General features: G+C 63.0%; 22 protein-coding genes. 13 read left to right on the forward strand and 9 right to left on the reverse strand.

Going from position 1 to position 20,504, the window contains the following annotated elements; translation table 11 throughout:
* Positions 1-14 precede the first annotated feature (14 nt).
* From MMAR10_RS03795 to MMAR10_RS03820, 6 genes are all read right to left on the reverse strand, one after another.
* Complete coding sequence (locus MMAR10_RS03795; protein WP_011642670.1) at positions 15-1,286, reverse strand: S41 family peptidase; 1,272 nt, start codon at positions 1,284-1,286, stop codon at positions 15-17.
* Positions 1,287-1,302: 16 nt separating this feature from the next.
* Entirely contained in the window at positions 1,303-2,289 is a 987-nt protein-coding gene (locus tag MMAR10_RS03800) for a GlxA family transcriptional regulator (protein WP_041636754.1), read from the reverse strand.
* 132 nt (positions 2,290-2,421) lie between these two features.
* A complete protein-coding gene (locus tag MMAR10_RS03805; protein WP_011642672.1) occupies positions 2,422-3,132 on the reverse strand; it encodes a CPBP family intramembrane glutamic endopeptidase in 711 nt (236 codons plus the stop codon).
* A gap of 33 nt (positions 3,133-3,165) precedes the next feature.
* Positions 3,166-3,987: an AraC family transcriptional regulator gene (locus MMAR10_RS03810; protein WP_049755652.1), complete on the reverse strand. Its 822-nt coding sequence runs from the start codon at positions 3,985-3,987 to the stop codon at positions 3,166-3,168.
* 66 nt (positions 3,988-4,053) lie between these two features.
* Positions 4,054-4,947, reverse strand: coding sequence for an oxygen-dependent coproporphyrinogen oxidase (gene hemF, locus MMAR10_RS03815; RefSeq protein ID WP_041636755.1), 894 nt, complete (start codon positions 4,945-4,947; stop codon positions 4,054-4,056).
* A gap of 210 nt (positions 4,948-5,157) precedes the next feature.
* Complete coding sequence (locus MMAR10_RS03820) at positions 5,158-5,604, reverse strand: tRNA (cytidine(34)-2'-O)-methyltransferase (protein WP_011642675.1); 447 nt, start codon at positions 5,602-5,604, stop codon at positions 5,158-5,160.
* Between the two features lie 188 nt (positions 5,605-5,792).
* Here MMAR10_RS03820 and petA point away from each other — a divergent pair, with 188 nt between their 5' ends.
* The 9 genes from petA to MMAR10_RS03865 all read left to right on the forward strand — a co-directional run bounded on the left by petA (position 5,793) and on the right by MMAR10_RS03865 (position 12,647).
* On the forward strand, positions 5,793-6,416 hold the full coding sequence (gene petA, locus MMAR10_RS03825) for a ubiquinol-cytochrome c reductase iron-sulfur subunit (RefSeq protein ID WP_011642676.1): 624 nt from the start codon (positions 5,793-5,795) through the stop codon (positions 6,414-6,416).
* Positions 6,413-7,699, forward strand: a complete 1,287-nt coding sequence (locus MMAR10_RS03830; RefSeq protein WP_011642677.1) for a cytochrome b — start codon at positions 6,413-6,415, stop codon at positions 7,697-7,699. The genes petA and MMAR10_RS03830 overlap by 4 nt, the downstream gene beginning before the upstream one ends.
* Positions 7,700-7,713: 14 nt before the next feature.
* Positions 7,714-8,523 (forward strand): cytochrome c1, encoded by an 810-nt coding sequence (locus tag MMAR10_RS03835; protein ID WP_011642678.1) that lies wholly within the window; start codon positions 7,714-7,716, stop codon positions 8,521-8,523.
* Positions 8,524-8,595: 72 nt separating this feature from the next.
* The gene (locus MMAR10_RS03840) at positions 8,596-9,468 is read left to right on the forward strand and encodes an S-methyl-5'-thioadenosine phosphorylase (RefSeq protein WP_011642679.1); all 873 of its coding nucleotides are present in this window, start codon (positions 8,596-8,598) and stop codon (positions 9,466-9,468) included.
* Between the two features lie 69 nt (positions 9,469-9,537).
* Entirely contained in the window at positions 9,538-10,305 is a 768-nt protein-coding gene (locus tag MMAR10_RS03845; RefSeq protein ID WP_011642680.1) for a trypsin-like serine peptidase, read from the forward strand.
* A 63-nt stretch (positions 10,306-10,368) separates the two neighbouring features.
* Positions 10,369-10,767, forward strand: coding sequence for a lysozyme inhibitor LprI family protein (locus MMAR10_RS16005; protein WP_011642681.1), 399 nt, complete (start codon positions 10,369-10,371; stop codon positions 10,765-10,767).
* 4 nt (positions 10,768-10,771) lie between these two features.
* A complete protein-coding gene (locus tag MMAR10_RS03855; protein ID WP_011642682.1) occupies positions 10,772-11,410 on the forward strand; it encodes a glutathione S-transferase family protein in 639 nt (212 codons plus the stop codon).
* Positions 11,411-11,431: 21 nt separating this feature from the next.
* A complete protein-coding gene (locus MMAR10_RS03860) occupies positions 11,432-11,959 on the forward strand; it encodes an adenine phosphoribosyltransferase (protein WP_011642683.1) in 528 nt (175 codons plus the stop codon).
* A 31-nt stretch (positions 11,960-11,990) separates the two neighbouring features.
* Entirely contained in the window at positions 11,991-12,647 is a 657-nt protein-coding gene (locus tag MMAR10_RS03865; RefSeq protein ID WP_011642684.1) for a hypothetical protein, read from the forward strand.
* A gap of 64 nt (positions 12,648-12,711) precedes the next feature.
* Here the strand turns inward: MMAR10_RS03865 and MMAR10_RS03870 are convergent, their stop codons facing one another.
* Both MMAR10_RS03870 and MMAR10_RS03875 read right to left on the reverse strand, forming a co-directional pair.
* On the reverse strand, positions 12,712-14,190 hold the full coding sequence (locus MMAR10_RS03870) for a S10 family peptidase (protein ID WP_041636758.1): 1,479 nt from the start codon (positions 14,188-14,190) through the stop codon (positions 12,712-12,714).
* Positions 14,191-14,291: 101 nt separating this feature from the next.
* Positions 14,292-15,074, reverse strand: coding sequence for a hypothetical protein (locus MMAR10_RS03875; RefSeq protein ID WP_011642686.1), 783 nt, complete (start codon positions 15,072-15,074; stop codon positions 14,292-14,294).
* Between the two features lie 74 nt (positions 15,075-15,148).
* Here MMAR10_RS03875 and MMAR10_RS03880 point away from each other — a divergent pair, with 74 nt between their 5' ends.
* The 4 genes from MMAR10_RS03880 (at position 15,149) to MMAR10_RS03895 (ending at position 19,014) form a co-directional block, all read left to right on the forward strand.
* Positions 15,149-16,084, forward strand: coding sequence for a 23S rRNA (adenine(2030)-N(6))-methyltransferase RlmJ (locus MMAR10_RS03880; RefSeq protein ID WP_011642687.1), 936 nt, complete (start codon positions 15,149-15,151; stop codon positions 16,082-16,084).
* Between the two features lie 283 nt (positions 16,085-16,367).
* Positions 16,368-17,324 carry an ABC transporter ATP-binding protein gene (locus tag MMAR10_RS03885; RefSeq protein ID WP_011642688.1) on the forward strand — a complete coding sequence of 319 codons (957 nt, stop codon included), beginning with the start codon at positions 16,368-16,370 and terminating at the stop codon, positions 17,322-17,324.
* The gene (locus MMAR10_RS03890; protein ID WP_011642689.1) at positions 17,321-18,082 is read left to right on the forward strand and encodes an ABC transporter permease; all 762 of its coding nucleotides are present in this window, start codon (positions 17,321-17,323) and stop codon (positions 18,080-18,082) included. The genes MMAR10_RS03885 and MMAR10_RS03890 overlap by 4 nt, the downstream gene beginning before the upstream one ends.
* Before the next feature lie 11 nt (positions 18,083-18,093).
* A complete protein-coding gene (locus MMAR10_RS03895) occupies positions 18,094-19,014 on the forward strand; it encodes a PhzF family phenazine biosynthesis protein (RefSeq protein ID WP_011642690.1) in 921 nt (306 codons plus the stop codon).
* Here MMAR10_RS03895 and MMAR10_RS03900 read toward each other — a convergent pair.
* Positions 19,011-20,489, reverse strand: a complete 1,479-nt coding sequence (locus MMAR10_RS03900) for an esterase/lipase family protein (protein WP_011642691.1) — start codon at positions 20,487-20,489, stop codon at positions 19,011-19,013. The two genes, MMAR10_RS03895 and MMAR10_RS03900, sit on opposite strands and share 4 nt — an antisense overlap.
* Positions 20,490-20,504 lie beyond the last annotated feature (15 nt).

Here is a 20,504-nt window from a genome sequence, read left to right on the forward strand (position 1 = left end):
TTGTGATGCCCTGACTAATTATGGCCGTCTCGGATGTCAGACAAAACCCAATCGAGGGCAGCGTCCCTCCCGGCCAGGAAGTCGTCGCGGCTGGGCTGAATGAAAACGTCAGGCTGAACGCCATGTGTCACCTCGGTCTGGAGACGGTAATAGCGCTCTGAAAATGTGACCATCCGCCCTGAGTTCGGTAGGTGGAAGGAACCGAGTTCGGAATAGGCGACAGGGTTGCCCCCGGTTGGTTCGCCGACCAGTCTCGCATTGAGCAGCTGCCGATAGTGCACGGCGTTCGTCATGGCTGCGGAGTAGGTGGCGCGGCCTGTGAGAACGTAAATCCCCTGGTTCCAGTCCAGGCTGTCCGTCATCAGTATCGGGCTGGAGAGCGCCAGGCCGACATAGAAATCGCCGCCACCATTATCGCGTAGGTCGATGATGAGATTTCGGATTTCGTTCGTTTCCAGGTGCCGGGAAACGCTCTGTGCAAAAAGCGTCATGTCCTCCAGGTCAGGATAGCTCGAAAAATAGAGATAGGCCGTCCGGCTTGCCTGGTCGGTCGATAGCCAGAGGCTGTCGGACAGGGCAAGATCGGGCTCGGGGAACGGACTGCGCCGCTCGATCACATTGGTTGTTTGCGACAGGAAGTCACCCATCGAGACAGAGTTGATCTGCTCCGGAGCGATCTGGCCGTCGGGCGTTGCAAAAACAAAGCGCGCTGAGCCGTATTCGTCGGTGATGCCAGCCCCGTAAAGGATATTGTCGACCGTCAGGTGAAAGGCGAGGCTGTGCAAAAGCCCGTACTCGTTTTCGGCCGGCTGAACTGCCGGCGAAAGAGTTTCGAGTACCGCGTCAATTGGCACACCGTCGATGGAAACCAGTTCCGCACCCAGATACTGACCATAGGCGTCAGATGCCGCGAAAACACGTACGTCTCCATCAACAATCCGGAATTTCAGGGGAAAGTGCTGATGCGGTCCGGCCATGACTGGGAATTGCGTATGTCCGTCTCCCACGAGCCGGGTAATCCGCATCATTTCGAAGACGACTTCGAATTCGTTGAGCTCTGGCAACCGTGCGACCAACCGGTCAAGCTCTTCGTCAAAATGTGCCTTGCTGGCCGTGTGGTAGAGGTCGATATGATGCTCGGCCAAGGCTGATCGGTAGAAAGTGATATCCTCGCGCCATTCCCTGACCTGCTGCGGGGCGAGTGTGAGGGGTTGTTGTGTGAGGGCCTGTGCGGAAACCGCGCATGTCGCGGCAATCACCGCAACCAGTGTTGTGATGGTTTTCAAGGGAAATGCTCCAAGGCTATCGTGCGTGCGGTTTGTGGCTGAATCGGCGCCGGTATTCGGATGGGTTGATGCTGGTCAGTCGTTCGAAAACCCGTCGGAATGCGTCTGCTGATTGGAATCCGACCAGCAGTGCGACCTCTGCTATCGGGGCGGAGCTGGCCATCAGCCAATTCTTCGCAATATCCACGCGAATGCGCTCGACAGCCTGGGCGGGGCTTTCATTGTAAATGGCTTTGAAGCTTCGCCTGAAATGGCGTTCGCTCAGGCACGCGCGATTTGCGAGAGCCTCGACCGACAAGTCCTCGGTCAGATTGTCCGAAATCCAGACCAGCAGTTCGGAGAATTTGTCAGTTGCTACGCTCTGCCGGCGCAGCAGGGATGAAAATTGGTTCTGGCCGCCGGGCCGTCGCAGAAAAACGACGAGATTGCGGGCGATCTCGGAGGCTGTGGCGGCGCCCAAGTCCTCTTCCACCAATGCGAGTGACATGTCGATCCCGGCAGTGATGCCAGCGGCGGTAATGATCTGGCCGTCGCGAATGAAAAGCGCATCCGGTTCGATGCTCAGTCCTGGAAATTGTTGTTGCGCTTCCTCGACGAATTTCCAGTGTGTGGTCACAGTCCGCCCGTCCAAAAGGCCCGTCCGTGCCAGAATGAAAAGGCCTGTGCAGACGCTTCCGATACGTTCGGTTCTGCCCGATTGTTCATTGATCCAGTCGATAACATCCTGCGTTATCTTGGTCGCCCGCGTCCCACTCCCACCGGGAATGATCAGCGTGTGAAGTGCGGGGCACGTATCGAAGCTGGCGTGAGCACCAATCACGATACCGCTTTCCGTCGTCACACTCTTGCCGGTCGGGCTGATCAGGACTGTGTCATACTCACAGCTGGTACGACCCGCACACGCGTTCGCTTCCGCGAACACCTCCTGCGGTCCGAACAGGTCGAGGGCCTGAAGCCCGTCGAAGATCAAAAACCCGATGCGTATCTTGCGCTTTGTGCTCATGCCCCCAACGGTAAGGTGGTCAGCACATATCCGGTAGGGCGTATATCCGACAAAAACGGACATTCCGGGTGCGGCGAACGAGAAAAGCCCCGGCCTGTCTAGCCGGGGCTTTTGGATGTGCCTTGAGCCCCCTTAAATATCCAGATCGAGATACATGGCCGTGAAGGCGAGGCTGTCGACCAAGCCATGGGCGATGATGTTGGGCCAGAGATTGCGCTTGTTGACGAGATAAAGCGTGCCCAGCGCCAGCCCGATCAGGCCGGTGACGATCAGGCCGCGAATACCCTGGTAATAGGCATGGGCAATGCCGAAGATCAGGGCCGGGATGAGGATGGTAACGAAGCTCGCCCAGCGGGTGTCGGGCAGGAGCTTGCTGATGCGGTCGATCAGATAGCCGCGAAAGAAGATCTCCTCACCAAAGGCCGCACTGGTCCAGCCGATCGCCATCCACATCAGATAGACCGGCAAATTGCCCACGATATTGCCCCACCGGTCTTCGACGCCTTCTTGGGTGCCTTCGGTTGACCAGAAACCCAGCGCGTCGCCGGCGAGGGCGGTGGCGACACCGACCGCGAGAATGGCGCCAACCCCGATCAGGGCCTGGGGCAGGACAAGCGGGATCGACCACCAGCGCTTCAGGCGGCGCAGGCCGAAGCTCGACCAGCTTTCCTTGTGGCGGATCGTGAAGCCGGCGATCGTCACCAAGGTGAAGGCCAGCGAGATCGGGCCGGCGAAGCGCCAGGCGATCTGGTCGAAGATGAGTTTGGTGCTGACCAGAACGGCCATCACGATGGCGAGTTCGATGATCAGGCTGGTGGCGCGCCGGGGCGTTGTCGTAGTCATTCAGCTATCCTCAAAAGTGAACCGCGCGAGCGGTCAGTGGAGGACAGGATGCGGCAGGCGTGCGGTCCGGTCTTGAACGATTGTGCGGGCATAGCGGCCCGGTGAAATCCCGTAGGCCGCCTTGAACTGGCGGCTCATATGGGCCTGGTCGGCGAAGCCGGCGGCATCGGCCAGATCGGCCAGCGGCTGGCGACGGGTGAGGCCGTCACGCACCACATCCAGACGACGCTGGGTCAGATAGCGGGCCGGGCTGGTGCCGCGCAGGGTGCGGAAGTCCCGGCAGAGCTGCCAGCGATCCTGACCGGTGACCGCTTCCAGCGCGGCCAGGGAGATGCCGTCTTCCAGGTTTTCGCGGATCAGCGCGCAGGCGGCGTCCACGACAGCCTGGGTGACCGGGCTGATTGTCGCCGGCGCATCGCTCACGGCATCGAGGGCCTGGGCGAGCTCGATCACGGCATTTTCACGCTCCAGCGCGCTGGCCTGTTCATCCAGCGACAAGGCCGTGCGGATGGCGACCAGAAGATGGCGGTCGCGGCTCACACCGCCGGCGAGGAAGGGCAGGGTTTGACCCGGGCGATGCCGGGCCAGTGTCTCGGGCAGCACCGTCAGTCCGGCATATCCGAATCCGCCCTCAGCGCCGGGGCGGCCATCATGCAACTCGTCCGGATGAAGCACGACCACCGCGCCGGGACGGGAGCGCCGGGTTTCGCCACGATAGTCAAAATCCTGAACGCCGCGGGTGGTCAGTGCAAAGGTGTAGGTGTCGTGCCGATGCGGCGAAAAGGCGGTGTCCACCAGTTCGGCATGAAAGCGTTGGAAGGGCTGGCAAGGTGTATCGGGCACAGGTTTGTCCATGGTCATCTCCTGACCCGGATGCCTGTCAGCCCTGGATTGGATGCAGCCTGCGTGCAGTCGGTTGGCTCACGGCCACTTCGCCTCGGGCGGCATGGACGACAGGATCGACTTCACATTGCCGCCCGTCTCGAGGCCGAACTTGGTGCCGCGGTCATGCAGCAGGTTGAACTCGGCATAGCGACCGCGGCGGATCAGCTGTTCCTCGCGGTCCTTTGGCGTCCATGTCTCGCCCATGCGGCGGCGGACGATTTTCGGATAGATGTCGAGGAAAGCCAGGCCGACATCGCGGGTGAAGGAAAAGTCGGCATCCCAGTCGCCGGTATTGTGACGGTCGTAGAAAATTCCGCCAATGCCGCGCGGCTCGTCGCGGTGGGGCAGGTAGAAATATTCGTCGCACCATTTCTTGAAGCGGGCATGGAAGTCATCGCCGTGCTCATCGCAGGCAGCCTTGCAGGCGGCGTGAAAGTCGATGGCGTCCGGGTGACGCTGGTTGCGGGCGCGGTCGAGCACTGGCGTCAGGTCCATGCCGCCTCCAAACCACCACTGGGTCGTGGTGATGAAGCGGGTATTCATGTGCACGGCAGGCACATGGGGCGACCACATATGGGCGATCAGCGAGACCCCGGTGGCGAAAAAGCGCGGATCCTCGGCGGCACCGGGGATCTGCTGGCGGAAGGCTTCGGAAAACTCGCCCTGGACCGCCGAGACATGTACGCCGACCTTCTCGAACAATCGGCCGCGCATCATCGCCATCGTGCCGCCGCCTTCATCGGACGACCCGTCGCCGCGGGTCCAGGCCTCGCGCTCGAACTTGCCGGCCTCGCCCGGATAGAGCGCCCCGGGGGCCTCCTGTTCCAGGCTTTCGAATTCGGCGCAGATCTGGTCGCGCAGGTCTTCAAACCAGCATGTCGCGGATTCGCGCTGGATGTCGGTCGCGGCGGAGGCGGGTGTGTGTGTCATGGCGCGATGTTTAGCGGAGTCAGTGGGGAGGGCAAGACGGGAGGCCTGCGCACGGTGTCCCATCCGATGGCGCCCCACCCGTTGTCATCCCGGATGGACGCCCGGCGCAGGCCGGGCGCAGGTCCGGGACCGAGATGTTCGAACACATAGGTTCCCGCCGTCCGTCCGGCCTTCGCCGGACCTACTGCGGGGATGACAAATTGAGACCGGTCACCCCAACTGCCGCGACGCTTCCGCCAGCGCGATTCCCGCACTCACCGTCACATTGAGCGAGCGCATGCCCTCGCGAATCGGAATCTTGACGCGACATGTCGCCGCGTCATGGACATCGTCGGGAACACCGGCACTTTCGCGGCCGAAGAGCAGGCGATCATCGGGTCTGAATGAAAAATCCCACAGCTTTCCTGCACCCCTGGTGGTGAACAGGACGAGGCGTCCGGCAGAGGCTTCTGCACTTGCCTGGTAGGCCTTCCACGAGGCGTGGCGGAGCGGTGAAATGGCCGCCTGATAGTCCATTGCCGCACGCCTGATGCCCTTGTCTGTCAGGGGAAAGGCGCAGGGTTCGATAATGTCGAGTTCCGCCCCGAAACAGGCAGCGACCCGCATCGCTGCCCCCAGGTTTTGCGGAATATCCGGTTGAAAAAATACGATCCGCATTCTAAGCCGCGCTGAGACTGGACCCAACTGTCTGCATGCGGCATTGCGCCACCTACTGGTCAGTGCGTCCGGGAGTAGTTTATACCGCGTCAAACCCCGCGCATGCGGGTACGTCAAGTGAGACGTGGTTTTTCTGGGGCAGGGCCCGCATCCCGCGGTCCCGTTTAGATAAGAGAAGAGGTCGGCTCGTGACGGAAGAGAACGGCGCGCCCGGTGCAGACGGACAAGAACCGTCCCGCCGCGACTTCATCTATATCGCTGCTGGCGGTGTGGCCGCTGTTGGTGGCGGTCTCGTGGCCTGGCCATTCATCGACCAGATGAACCCCGCAGCGGATACGCTGGCGCTGGGGTCCATCCGCGTTGATGTATCCGTGGTCCCGGTGGGATCGGAAATCACCGTCATGTGGCGCGGTGGTCCGGTCTTCATCCGTCACCGCACGGAAGAAGAGATTGCCGAGGCCCGTGCGGTCGAGCTTGATGCTCTGCCGGACGAAGATGCCCGCAATGACAATCTTCCCGCCGGTGTGCCGGGTACCGACGCCAACCGCGTCCTGCGTCCCGAATTCCTGATCGTGAAGGGCAATTGCACCCATCTGGGCTGCGTGCCACTGGGTCTGGCTGCCAATACCGGCGACTATGACGGCTGGTACTGCCCCTGCCACGGTTCGCACTACGACACCTCGGCGCGTATCCGCCGCGGCCCGGCACCGGAAAACCTCCCGGTTCCGGACTACTACTTCGAGACCGAAACGACCGTGAAAATCGGTCTTTCGCCTGACGAGGCGTCTAACTCAGGGTGGGCTGTATCATGAGCGGACCTTCGACCTACAAGCCGGGTACGGCCATCGAGAAATGGCTCGATGACCGCCTCCCGATCATCCGCCTCGGCTATGACAGCTTCGTCGACTTTCCGACGCCGCGGAATTTGAACTACTGGTGGACGTTCGGCGGTATCCTCGCCATCTTCCTGATGATCCAGATCGTCTCCGGCATCGTGCTGGCCATGCACTATGTGGCGCACGAGGATTTCGCCTTTGACAGCGTGCAGCGGATCACCCGCGACGTGCCGTTCGGCTGGCTGATCCAGTCGATGCACGCCAATGGCGCCAGCTTCTTCTTCATCGCCGTCTACCTGCACATGTTCCGGGGCCTGTATTACGGTTCCTACAAGGCGCCGCGCGAGATCCTGTGGATCCTCGGTGTCGTGATCTACCTGCTGATGATGGCGACCGGCTTCATGGGCTATGTGCTGCCCTGGGGTCAGATGTCCTATTGGGGCGCGATGGTGATCACCAACCTCATTGGCGCGCTGCCGTTTGTGGGTGAAGCGATCCGTGAGTGGTTGTGGGGCGGCTTCTCGGTCGGCCAGGCGACGCTCAACCGCTTCTTCTCCCTGCACTACCTGCTGCCTTTCGTGATCGCCGCCGTTGTCGGCCTCCACATCTGGGCACTGCATGTGCCGGGCAATGGCAATCCGGTTGGCCTCGAGGCCCGCAAGGGCAAGGACAACAAGAAGGACACGCTGCCCTTCCACCCGTACTACACGGTCAAGGACGGCTTCGCGATCGTCGTCTATCTGATGGTCTTCGCCACCTTCGTCTTCTACCTGCCGAACGTGCTGGGCCATGCCGACAACTACATCCCGGCCGACCCGCTGGTGACGCCGGCGCATATCGTCCCGGAATGGTATTACCTGCCTTTCTACGCGATCCTGCGGGCTGTCACTTTCGACATCGGTCCGATCGACGCCAAGCTTGGCGGCGTGCTAGCCATGTTCGGTGCCATCGGCATCCTGTTCGTCCTGCCCTGGCTGGACACGTCCAAGGTGCGCTCGATGCGCTACCGTCCGCTGACGCGCTGGTTCTTCATCTTCTTCGTCATCGTGGCCCTGCTGCTGGGCTGGTGTGGCGTGAAGAACCCGGACGACTTCGTGCTCGGGATTGAAGGGTTCAAATTCGTCTACCTGGCGCAATTCCTGACCGCCTACTACTTCGCCTATTTCATCGTCATCCTGCCGTTGATGGGCATCATCGAAAAACCCAAGGAGCGTCCGGCCTCGATCGAAGCCGCGGTTCTTGGCTCGGACAAGGCCTGAGGGGAGCGACGATCATGAAGATGACCCGCATTTTCGCCGCCGCCATCGCGGCCCTGGGTTTCGCCGGCACGGCTGTTGCAGTCGAGGGTGACCAGCATGCGCCGCACCAGCACCACTGGCATCATGACGGCCCGTTTGGCACCTATGACACCAGCGCTGTGCAGCGTGGCTACCAGATCTACCAGGAAGTCTGCGCCTCCTGTCACTCGATGGACCTGATGCGTTTCCGCAATCTGGCCCAGCAGGGCGGCCCGTTCGCGTCGGACATGTATCCGAACCCGAACGACAACCCGATCGTGATGCAGATCGCGGCCAGCTATACCCGCGTCTGGAACCAGGACGAGGTCAATGATGATGGCGATCCGGTCGAACGCGCCGGCCTGCCGTCGGATGCTTTCCCGGCTCCGTTTGCCAACCAGCAGATGGCCCGCGCCTCCAATGGTGGCGCCTACCCGCCGGACCTGTCGCTGATCGTCAAGGCCCGCACCGGCGGCGAGAACTACCTCTATTCGCTGCTGACCGGCTATGAAGACGCGCCGGAAGACAGCCACCTGGCTGCCGGCCAGTACTACAACCCGTACTTCGCCGGCGGCGCCATCGCCATGGCACCGCCGCTGGCCGAGGGCATTATCGAATATGCCGACGGCACTGAAGCGACGGTCGAACAGATGGCCGAGGATGTGACCACCTTCCTCAGCTGGGCCGGTGACCCGCACATGGAGACCCGCAAGCAGATGGGTGCCATGGTGCTCATCTTCCTGCTGATCTTCGCCATCCTGGTCTACCTGGCCTACCGCCAGGTCTGGGCCAATGTGAAGCACTAGGCTTTGCGGCCAGATATGTGATTGAAGAGGGCCACGGACCAAGTTCGTGGCCCTTTTTCTTGGGAGTACCACATGACCCGCTGGACACTCGGCATAATCGGTGGCTCCGGCCTTTACGCATTGGACGGCCTTGCGGATGTCCGCACCGAATCAGTGCGGACCCCTTGGGGCGCGCCGTCGGCGCCGCTTACTCGCGGTGCGCTCAACGGGGTCGAGCTGGTCTTCCTGCCGCGCCATGGCGCCGGTCACGCCATCCCGCCATCCGACATCCCCTTCCGCGCCAATATCGCCGCCTTGAAGCAGGCGGGATGCACCGACATCCTTTCGATCTCGGCTTGCGGCTCGCTGCGGCAAGGCCTGCCGCCCGGGCATTTCGTGATGGTTGACCAGTATGTCGATCGCACGGTGGGGCGTGAGCGCTCCTTCTTCGGGACGGGCTGCGTCGCCCATGTGCCGCTGGCGCAGCCAGTCTGTGCGCGTCTGGCCGCCCTGGCTGCCGATGCCGGTGAGGCCGAGGGCCTGCCAGTGACCCGCGGCGGCACCTATCTGGCGATGGAGGGGCCGCAATTTTCCACCCGTGCCGAGAGTGATCTCTACCGGCAATGGGGGATGGATGTGATCGGCATGACCAACATGCCCGAAGCCCGGCTCGCCCGTGAGGCCGAGTTGCCCTACGCCTCGATCGCCATGGTCACCGATTATGATTGCTGGCGCGATGAGGGCGAGAGTGTGGATGTGGCCAGCGTTCTGGCGGTCATGCAGTCGAACACCAAGGGCGCCAGACGTCTGCTCGACCGCTTGACTGCACGCCTGGCCGATTTGCCGCGGGCCGCCTCGCCCGATGGCATCGAGACCTGTCTCGATACGGCCATCATCACCCCGCCCGCCGCGCGGGATCCGGAGGTGGTCGAGCGGTTGCGCAGCATTGCCGCGCGCGTGCTCTGAAGCCCGTTGTCGGCCGGGTTCACCCGGTTTTCACTGGACGCTCGACCGGCCCGGTGGTGTGATGGCGTCATGATCACATCTGTCCCGCGCCTGATCGCCATCCTTGTGGCCGCCCTGCCGGCGGTGCTGCTGTCCGGGCCGACCGGGGCTTCTGACCGGATGAGCTTCATGCCGCTCGATCCGGACAGTTTCGACGACAGTCGCAATGGTGTTGTCCGGCTGATGTGTGTCGATGGCGGCAATGGTCATTCCTATCTCAGCCGGGCGGTCCTGCTGGACGTGACCGGGACGGAGGATTCGCATGATGTCCTGCTGACCGCGCGCCATGGCGTGATCGGAACGGCGGGGCCGCGCGAGTGCCGGGTCTATGGCCAGGACGTGGAAACCGGCCGGATTGCTGACATGGTGATCGCGCCTCAGGACCCGCTGGAAGACAATGAGTTCGGTGAGGACTGGGCCATATTGCGCACTGCCGGTCGCCTGCCCGATGATATTGCCCGCCTGCAGGCTGCAGGGGCCGGCTCCGGCGACCAGGGGCGGCTGACCATGGTCAACCGCGTTACCGACAACCGCGCCTGCCATGTCGAGGATATTGCCGACTGGGAGGATGCCCGACTGATTGTTCATGACTGTCCGGCCCGTCCCGGCCTGTCGGGGTCGCCGATGGTCACCCTGATCAAGGGCGTGCCGCATGTGGTCGGCCTGCATGTCGGCCAATACATCATCCTGCAGGACGACGGCCGGCGGCTCGGTGTTGCGCGGCGGCTCTCCGATGATTTTCTCGATACGCTGGTCGCCTATATCGAGCCCGACAGCGCGTCCAGCGCAGTCCCCTGACGCCTGCCCCCTTTCCCCGTCCGCAGGCCTCGTCCATAAAAGGCCGGTAGCGTGGAGTGGGACATGTTCTTGATCACCGGAATTTTCGCGGCGGCGCTCGGCGCCCAGCCACTCGATCTGCCGACACCGCGCCCCGCCGTTGAGTGCGCTGAACATCTGACCAATTGGGGGGCTCGCCGCAATTGCCTGCGCGGCCTGCTCAATACCGCCGAGGATGCGCTCGACGATGCCGCCGATGCCGCCCGCGAGGAGGCCGATGAGGTCGATGCCGATTCGGCCGGCCGCTTCGGTGCCCGTGCAGCCTTTGACACGGCCCAGTCGGCCTGGCTCACCTATCGCGATGCCGAGTGCTCGCGCCGGGCTGCGACCATGTTCCTGTCCGCCGACTCGCGAGAGGAAATTACCCTCGACTGCCAGATCAGCCTGACCCGGTCGCGGGCGCACGAGCTCGCGGAGCTCTAGGGTCATGACGCCGATCCTCTATATCGGCAATCGCCGCTTTTCGAGTTGGTCGCTGCGTGCCTGGCTGGTGCTGACAAAGGCCGGGATCGCTTTCGACGACAGGCTGGTCCCGCTGAACAATACCGACACCCGCAAAGCCCTGTCGGCAATCTCGCCCGGTGGAACGGTCCCGGCGCTTCACATCGAAAGTGCCGTGATCTGGGATTCGCTGTCGATCAGTGAATGGGCGGCCGAGCATGTGCCCGGTCTGTGGCCGTCACATGAGGGCAAGCGGGCGCGGGCCCGCGCTGCGGTCTCGATGATGCATGCCGGCTTCCTGGCCATCCGCGAAAACTGCCCGATGGACCTGGGTCGTGCACCGTCGCCGATCGAGCTGAGTGACGCGACCCGAACCGAGATCGCCGCCATGCAGGCGCTGTGGCATGACGTCAAAAGCGTTGACGGGCCGTGGCTGTTCGGCGACTGGTCGATTGCCGACGCCTTCTTCACGCCGGTCGCTGCCCGCTTTCAGGCCTATGACATTCCTCTTCATGCCGGGGCGCAAGCTTACTGCGATACATTGCTGGCCGATGAAGACTATCTGTTGTGGCACCATGCCGCCCAGGCCGAGACGTTCCCGAATCCGTACGAAAACACCCTCTGAACCGATACCAAGGCGAGACCGATGGACCTGAAATCCGCCATCCGCACCATTCCGGACTATCCTGAGCCGGGCATCCAGTTCCGCGATGTGACAACCCTGATCGGTGATGCCCGTGCTTTCCGCGTGGCCATTGACCGCATGGTCCAGCCCTGGGCCGGGGCCAAGATCGACAAGGTGGCCGGTACCGAGGCGCGCGGCTTCATCCTGGGCGGCGCTGTCGCCCACCAGCTCTCGGTCGGCTTCGTCCCGGTCCGCAAACGCGGCAAGCTGCCCTGGCGCACCTTGCGTGAGGATTATGAGCTGGAATACGGGCAGGACACGATCGAGATCCACGTTGACGCCATCGCCGAGGGCGACCGCGTCCTGCTGGTCGACGATTTGATCGCGACTGGCGGCACGGCCGAAGCCTCGATCAAACTCCTCCAGCGCGCCGGCGCCACCGTCGTCGGCGCCACCTTCATCATCGACCTGCCCGAACTGGGCGGCGCCGAACGGATCGAGGCCATGGGCGTGCCTGTTTCGAGCCTTGTGGCGTATGAGGGGACGTAAGCGGCAGTCCTAGCGCGGAAGGCGAATTCAAATGTTCATAGGCCATTACGGGCCGGCTCTTGCCGGCAAGACGATCGCCAGGGCGGTGCCGCTCTGGGTCTTCTTTCTGGCGGTGCAGTTTGTCGATGTGCTGTGGGGCATCTTTGTCGCCAACGGCATTGAGCATGTCCGCATTGTGCCGGGCTTCACCGACGCCAACCCGCTAGACCTCTATGACATGCCGATCACCCACTCCCTGCCCGGAGCGCTGGGCTGGTCGGTGCTGGCGGGCCTTGTCTGGGCGCTGGTATCGCCGAAGCAGAAGCGGATCGGCGGCATCGCCATCGCGCTGGCGGTGTTCTCGCACTGGATCCTGGATCTGATCGTCCATGTCCCTGACCTCGAGCTTTGGCCCGGCGGCCTGCGGGTCGGGTTCGGTTTGTGGAACAACTACCCCGTCGCCCTCGCGGTCGAATTCGGGGTCCTGCTGGCCGGTTTCGGGCTCTACCTGCGGGTGACCGAGGCAAAGGGTCTGGTCGGCCGGTTCTGGCCCTGGGTTTTCATGGCCCTGCTGGCTCTGGCGGAATACGCCAACCACACAGCGCCGGTCCCCGATGATTTCACGACCGCCGGCTATATGGGCACCATCACCTTCCTGATCATTGCCGCGCTGGCGGCGATCTGTGACCTGACCCGGCGGACGCGCTGACCGTCAGCAGACATGAAAAGGCCCGGCGCATGGCACCGGGCCTTGTTCGTGTCGGGACGGATGATCAATCGGCGATCAGCGCCCGCACATCATCGGTCATCGTCAGCAGGGACGGATGGTGGATGTACATCATGTGGCCCGCCTCATAATAGCGGAAGTGGACACGTTCCTGGTCGAATCCGGGCTGGTTGAACATCAGCTCGGCCGCGAAGAAAGGCGTTGCGAGGTCGTAATAACCTTGCTGCACCAGCACTTCGAGATCGGAGTTCTGACGCATGGCGCGGGAGATCCACGGGGCGACATTGATGTAGTTATTGTCGCCGGAGTCGCCGGCATCCCAGTTCCAGCCACGCACACCGCCAATGGTCGAATAATACTCGGTCAGATCGACGCCCAGTGTGCGGCCGAAATAGTCGAGCATGGAGGCGGTGAAGCTGCCATCAATGCCGTAAAAGCTGGGATCGGTCTCGGGTCTTTCGCCGACACCATCGACCTCGACGCCGGTATAGCGACTGTCCAGGCGCCCGACCGACAGGCCTTCGTTCCGGCGCAGCTCGCGCTGAAAACGCTGCAGCGAGACGCGCATGTTGGCGCGATCGAGAAAGACTTCGGAAAGGCCGGTAAAGCGCGACAGTGTGGCGATCACCCGGTCGCGACGGTCGGCTGGGAGGTTCACGCCATGCATCAGGGCGGGCATGTATTCCTCTATCGCGAAGGTGCGGGCGCCGGTGAGGAAGGCTTCGATATCGCCGCCCCAGGCCGCGCGGTCGACCTTGCCATGATACCAGGCGGTTGCCGCATAGCCCGGCATCAGGCCGACATAGCCGACATCATTGCCGTCGGACGTGTCGTCATAGCGGAAGTCGAGCACGGTCGAGATCAGGGCGACACCATTGATCGAGACATCTGTGTAGCTGCCTTCCAGCTGGTTCAGAAGCGAGCCGATGCGCAGCGTGCCATAGCTCTCGCCGAGCAGGTATTTCGGCGAATTCCAGCGCTGGTTTTCCGACAGCCAGATGCGGATGAACTGGGCCAGGCTCTCGCCATCCTCATTGACGCCCCAGAAATCGCTGCCTTCGCTATCGCCAATGGCACGCGACCAGCCGGTGCCCACCGGATCGACGAAGACAAGGTCGGCGACGTCGAGGATCGAATAGGCGTTCTCGACCACGTCAAATGGGGCGGCGCCGTCATCCATTGCGTCGGGCAGAACCAGGCGTTGCGGCCCGAACACGCCCATGTGCAGCCACAGGCTGGCTGAGCCGGGGCCGCCATTGAAGACGAAGGCGACCGGCCGGGTGCGCGGATCGCTGGTGCCGTCGGCGACATAGCTGGTCGCGAAGATCGCCGCGGTCGGATTGCCGTCGCTGTCACGCAGGAAAGTCTCACCGGCGGTGGCCGTATAGCGGATGCGCTGGTCACCGACGGTGACCTGGCCGCGACTCGCCCAAACGCGCGGTTCCGGCGTTTCACCGGCTTCCTGCGCGAGCGCCGGCAGGGCGAGGGCGGCGACCGCAAGCGCGGCCGTGAACAGACGGAACATGTAGGATTTCCCCGATTGCATTTGCCGGGGAGACTAGGGCGCATCCGGCGCCGGGCAAAGGCCGCATGACGTCCGGATTTGCAACCAGTCCGGCCGGCGTATCAGCGCGGGCGCTTCTTCTCGACGAGGAGGGTCTTCGGCCGGCGCTCCCGGGCCGTCTTGAACAGTTGAAAGCTCTGATTGACGAAATTGGTCACATCGGTGAGCGAGCGCATGAAACTCACCAGCTCCTCGGTCTTCTCCGCCTCGACCAGGCGCAGCGGCGCCGCCGGATCACCGCCTTCAAAGCGCACATAGAACAAGGGTTCACCGCGCTTGAGGATCAGGTCCTTCGTGGTGTCATGCCATTCAAAAGCCCACATGTGGGCGCGCGGCCAGATATCGGCCGGAAAACGTCCGCACATCATCACGCCGGGGCGCTGGCTGGCTTCGTAGTGAAGGAAGGGCGGGAACTGGTTCACATAGAGCGGGTCATCCGACACGAAGACGTAAGGCGTCACCAGTTGCAGCATCGGCCGGGCCGGATGGCGCCATTCATTCTGCGGCGACATCATCAGGATCTGCTGCAGACCGGCCGGCCGCGTCGAAGCCTGAGGCCCCTCGATATTGGTCAGCTGGAGCTGGCCCTGCGCGTTCTTGACCATGCGCAGGTGCAGGTCGATCGGGCAGGGGATGGCATAGTGGCGCCGGTCAAATTCGATCGCGGCCGGGCAGGACACCGCCGATTTCGATGTCGCCGGCTTGTCATGGGAAAAGCTGACCGGCTTGGGCGCGTCCCAGATCAGGCTCGACTTCTCGTCCTTGAGAAACCAGCCCGCCTTCATCACCCGCCGCTCGCCATGAGCGGCCTCGTCCTGCATGCGGCGATAGAGTTTCACGAACATGGTGCGGCGTCCCTCAATGCTGTTCCGAGCCCCGCGAAAGCTAGGACAAGCCTGCGCCGGAGGCGAGGGCGGTTGTGCAGGTGGTGGCGTCCGGCGCCGCTCCGCGCTATAGCGCCGCCATGAATTACCGCCACGCGTTTCACGCCGGAAACTTCGCCGATGTGCTCAAGCACTCGGTGCTCGCCCTGTGCCTTGAACATCTCAACGCCAAGCCGAAACCCTATCGGGTGATCGACACCCATGCCGGGATTGGCGGCTATGATCTCGCCTCGTCCGAAGCCGAGCGCTCGCCGGAATGGAAGGACGGGATCGGCCGCCTGATCGATGCCGACCTGCCCGAGCCGGTGCAGGCCATGCTCGGTCCCTGGCTCGATATCGTGCGCGAGATGAACCCCGATGGCATCAAGGCCTATCCCGGTTCGCCGGAGATCGCTGCCCGCCTGATCCGCGAGGAAGATCGTGTGCACCTGTGCGAACTGCATGAGGCGGACAGTGTCACGCTGGACAATCGCTATCGCCGCGACGCCCGCATCAAGGTCGAGCGCCGCGATGGCTACAAGGCGCTCAAAAGCCTCGTCCCGCCCAAGGAGAAGCGCGGCCTCGTACTGATCGATCCGCCCTTCGAGGACCGTGACGAGCTGGCCCATATGGCCGAGGCGGTGATGGGCGCGCTTGCGAAATGGCCGACCGGCACCTTCATCTTCTGGCGCTCCCTGAAAAATCTCTGGGCCGCTGACCGCTTCGACAATGGCCTCGCTGAATGGCTGATCTCTGAAAAGGATTTCGAGCCGGAGAAAATCCTGCGCGCCGATCTGTGGATTCGTGATCTCGCCTCCGAGGGCAAGCTGGCTGGTGCCGGCGTTGTCATCATCAATCCGCCCTTCACCCTGGAAGAGACCCTGGTCAACGCCATGCCCTGGCTGGCGGAAACCCTGGCCCAGGGCAATGGCTATGGCTGGCGGGTGGATGGCGGCCTGACGGAAGATGATCTGGACGAGGGTGAGGGGTAGGGGGCCTGGTCGCTCACACTACTTGTTGTCATCCCTGATGGATGCCCCGCGACGGCGGGGCGCAAGTCAGGGACCTAGCTGGTGGCCGGCACATGGGTCCCCGCCCTGCAGCCCGCCTTCGCGGGCTTTCCGGCGGGGATGACAAGAGGTGGCGCTGGAGACCTTGGTGATCGTTTCATCGCACCCAATCTCCTCGCGTACGGGTTGAATTTCCCTGCCAAGTCCCCACCTTTGGCGCTCGCGCGGGGCAGAGCGCCTGACACTCGCTGAAGGCAGACCATCCATGACGCATGAAACGCCGTCAGGCGCCGCCGAGACGGCCGTCCTGTCGATTGACGGGCTTTCCAAGACCTATGCCGGTGGTTTCACCGCGCTGAAATCCGTCGATCTGGATATCCGCAAGGGCGAGATCTTCGCCCTGCTGGGACCCAATGGGGCCGGCAAGACGACGTTGATCGGGATTGTGTGCGGTCTGGTGAATGCCACAGCCGGTCGGGTCGAGGTGTTCGGCCATGACATAGACGGTGACTACCGCAAGACCCGCGCGCGGATCGGTCTGGTGCCGCAGGAAATGTCGATCGACATGTTCACCAAGGTCAAGGATGCGGTGGCCTATTCGCGCGGCCTGTTCGGCAAGCCGGCCGATCCTGGCTATATCGAGCAGGTGCTCAGGGACCTGTCGCTGTGGGACAAGCGGGACACACAGATGCGGGCCCTGTCCGGCGGCATGAAACGGCGCGTAATGATCGCCAAGGCGCTGTCGCACGACCCCGACATTCTCTTCCTCGACGAGCCGACGGCCGGGGTCGATGTCGAGTTGCGCCAGGGCATGTGGCAGGTGGTCGAAAAACTGCGCCAGCGCGGCAAGACCATCATCCTGACCACCCACTATATCCAGGAAGCCGAGGAAATGGCTGACCGGGTCGGGGTGATCCGCCAGGGCGAGATCGTTCTGGTCGAGGAGACCGCCAAGCTGATGGCCAAGCTGGGCCGCAAGCAGCTCATCCTGCAGCTGGCCGAGCCGCTCATGAGTCTGCCGCCGGAACTGACCGTCGAAGGCCTGACACTCGCACCGGACGGCGATGCCCTGCATTTCGACTATGACACCAAGGCCGACCGGCCTGGCATCACGACCCTGCTGGCCAGCCTCAATGCGGCCGGCGTGTCAGTGCGCGATCTGGAGACGCGGCAAAGCTCGCTGGAAGAAATCTTTGTCGACCTGGTCGGAGGTGCATCATGAACTGGCGCGGCGCAGCAACGATCTACAAGGCCGAAATGGCCCGCACCGGACGCACGCTGATGCAGTCCATCCTCGCTCCGGTCATCTCGACCTCGCTCTATTTCGTCGTTTTCGGCGCGGCCATCGGTTCGCGCATGGAATCAATCGACGGCATCGGCTATGGCGCCTTCATCGTGCCCGGCCTGGTGATGATGATGATCCTGATGCAGTCGGTCTCCAACGCCGCCATCGGCATCTATTTTCCCAAGTTCAACGGCACTGTCTACGAGCTGCTCTCCGCCCCGATCTCGGCGCTGGAAGTGGTGATCGGCTTTGTCGGCGCGGCGGCGACCAAGTCCTTGATCCTGGGCGCGCTGGTGATGACCACGGCGGCCTTTTTCGTGCCGATGGAAATCCAGCACCCGCTGGCCATGCTGGCCTTTCTCATCATGACCTCGGTGACCTTCTCGCTGTTCGGCTTCATCATCGGCATCTGGGCCGATAATTTCGAACAGTTGAACATCGTGCCGATGCTGATCGTGACGCCGCTGACCTTCCTCGGCGGCAGCTTCTACTCGATCTCGGTCCTGCCGCCTTTCTGGCAGACCGTCACCCTGTTCAACCCGGTCGTCTACCTGATCTCCGGCTTCCGCTGGAGCTTCTATGGCGTGTCGGACGTCGATATCGGCATCTCGCTTGCCGCCATTGCCGGCTTTTTTGCGGTCTGTGTCGCCATTGTCTGGTGGATGTTCAGGACCGGCTATCGTCTCAAGACCTAAGGACGCCCCCCGTGACCCACCGCTATGCCATTTTCGACGTCTTCACCGATCAGGCCCTGGCCGGAAACCCGCTGGCCGTGGTGTTCGGGGCGGATGATCTGGACGATGTCGCCATGCAGGCCATCGCCGCTGAGTTCAACCTGTCCGAGACGGTCTTCATCACCGAGCCACGCGGCCGCGATGCCGATTACGGTCTGCGCATTTTCACGCCGCGCGAGGAGCTGCCTTTCGCCGGTCATCCGACGATTGGCGCGACGGTCGCCCTGACCCTGGCCAGCGGTGCCGGCGAGGGCCAGCGCAAGCGCTTCGTGCTGGAAGAGACGGTCGGCGATGTCACGGCGGATGGCCGGGTCAATGGACCGCGTCACGGCTCGGCCCGCTTCTTTGCGCCGAAGCTTCCCGAGCAGGTTGGCGATCTGCCGGACTATGCCGCCATCGCAGCGGCATTGGGACTGCAGACGGGCGATCTGCTCGACACGCCGATCACGGGCGGCATCTGGTCAGCCGGTGTGCCCTTTGCGGTCGTGCCGGTCCGCGACCCGGCCCGGCTTTCGGCCATCAAGCTGGATCTTGCCGCCTTCGAGGACGTGTTTGGTGGCGAGGCGCCGGTTTGCGCGCTGGTCGTCGCCAAGGCGACGCTGACCGAGCACACCACCGATTGGCGCGCCCGCATGTTCGGCCCGCATCTGGGCATCACCGAAGACCCGGCCACCGGCGGCGCAGCGGCGGCCTTTGCCGGCTTGCTCAGCGAACAGGCCGGGCTGGGCGAGGGCGAGCATGGTATCGACATCTATCAGGGGGTCGAAATGGGTCGGCCCAGCCTGATTCGGCTTCGCCTGAAGCATGAGAACGGCAAGCTGACCGACCTCATGCTGGGCGGTGATGCAGTCAAGATTGCCGAGGGCGAGCTCTATTCGGCGGATATTGGCTAGCCCAGCGGCCTCGCCGTGAAGACGTCGTCACGAGCAACGCGTGGCAGGATTACGCGGATGAAGTGTGTCGAATAGCGACGCAGGAAGCGCTTGCCCTTCTCCTCATCGCCGGTTTCCAGGGCCCGCAACCGGATGAGGGCGCTGTGCTCCTTGCCATCAAGATCGAAATAGCCGATCCGCTTGCCCGGTGAGGCCGCGGTGATGCCGGCGGCCAGAGACGCCTCATAGCTGGGCGGAATACGGTCACGCAGAAAATTGGCCAGGAGCTCGCGTCGGTCCACATGCAAAGAGAGGCGGTTCTTGTGGCAGGTGTTCTCGTGGGCGTCCTGGATCAGCGAGAGCTGGGCGTCGATCTCGATCTGGGTGACGCTGTGACCGGCTCGGAACTGGGTCTCTTTTGTCTTCTTCGGAGCTGTCAGCCAGATTGAGAAATCATCGACCGGCAGGCCGGTATGATCCACCGCTTCGACGACTATCTGGTAGAATTCCCGGAACCGGCTACCGTCGGCCTTGGCGCGTCCGAACACACGTTCGCGCAGGGCATCGGCCTCATCGCCATCCTGGGCCAGCTTGCGGGTTTCCAGACAGATGTCGGCCCAGTCGCTGGCGACCTTGCGGTAGGCTGGGGCGGTCTTGGTGGACAGGGCTTGCAGGATGAGGTCTTCGAGGCGCCCCGCAATGTCAGGGTCCTTGGAGGCGCTCTCCTTGGCGACCGGTTTGAGAATGCTCAGATGACTGCGATCGGGAATGACCGCGAAGGGGGTTGTCTCCGGGCCGCGCCGTGTCCAGGCGGTGAATTCCGGTTCCAGGATCGAGCCCTTGGTGAAGTCGACCGTGACACCGCGTGGATCGATATTGGCGGTGGCGATGCGGACCGTGCCGTCCCAGGCCTTTTCCCCCAGAATGCCGGTCCCGAAGATCGGATCAGCGCCGACAATCACGAAGGGGCGGGTTCCGCCATCGGAATAGGGGCTGTCGGTCGAGCCATCGACGCTCAACCGGTCACGCAGGGTCAGGTCTTCCTGGAATTGCGAGGCCAGTTCCAGCGCGTTGAGGAAATTGGTGCCGGTCTGGAAGCCATTGGTGAAACCCTTGGTCAGGCGGCCCAGTGTCGACTTGCCGATGGTCGCGAGAGGTGAGCCGAAATTGGCCGGGGCCAGCATCAGGAAATTGACCACCGGGGCACCGCCGCGCGGATAGAATTCGGCCATCCACCAGCGCGCGACCAGAGCTCCGGTCGAGTGCACGACGACATGGAATTTCGCGGGCAGGCTGCCCTCGGCCTGCAGGTCGGCAATCACCGTGTGCAGGCGGCGGCCGGAGTCCTCGATGCGGACATCATCATCCATCGACGGATAGCCGCCCAGATAGACGTCCCGGGTCTCATAGCCGTGCCCGGTCAGCAGCGTGCCGACCTTGGCCATCGACTTGTCGGTCGCGCTCCACCCATGGATCAACAGGACATGTTCGCTCATTGCAACCTCCGGGCT

The sequence above is a fragment of the Maricaulis maris MCS10 genome (assembly GCF_000014745.1).
GTDB lineage: Bacteria > Pseudomonadota > Alphaproteobacteria > Caulobacterales > Maricaulaceae > Maricaulis > Maricaulis maris_A.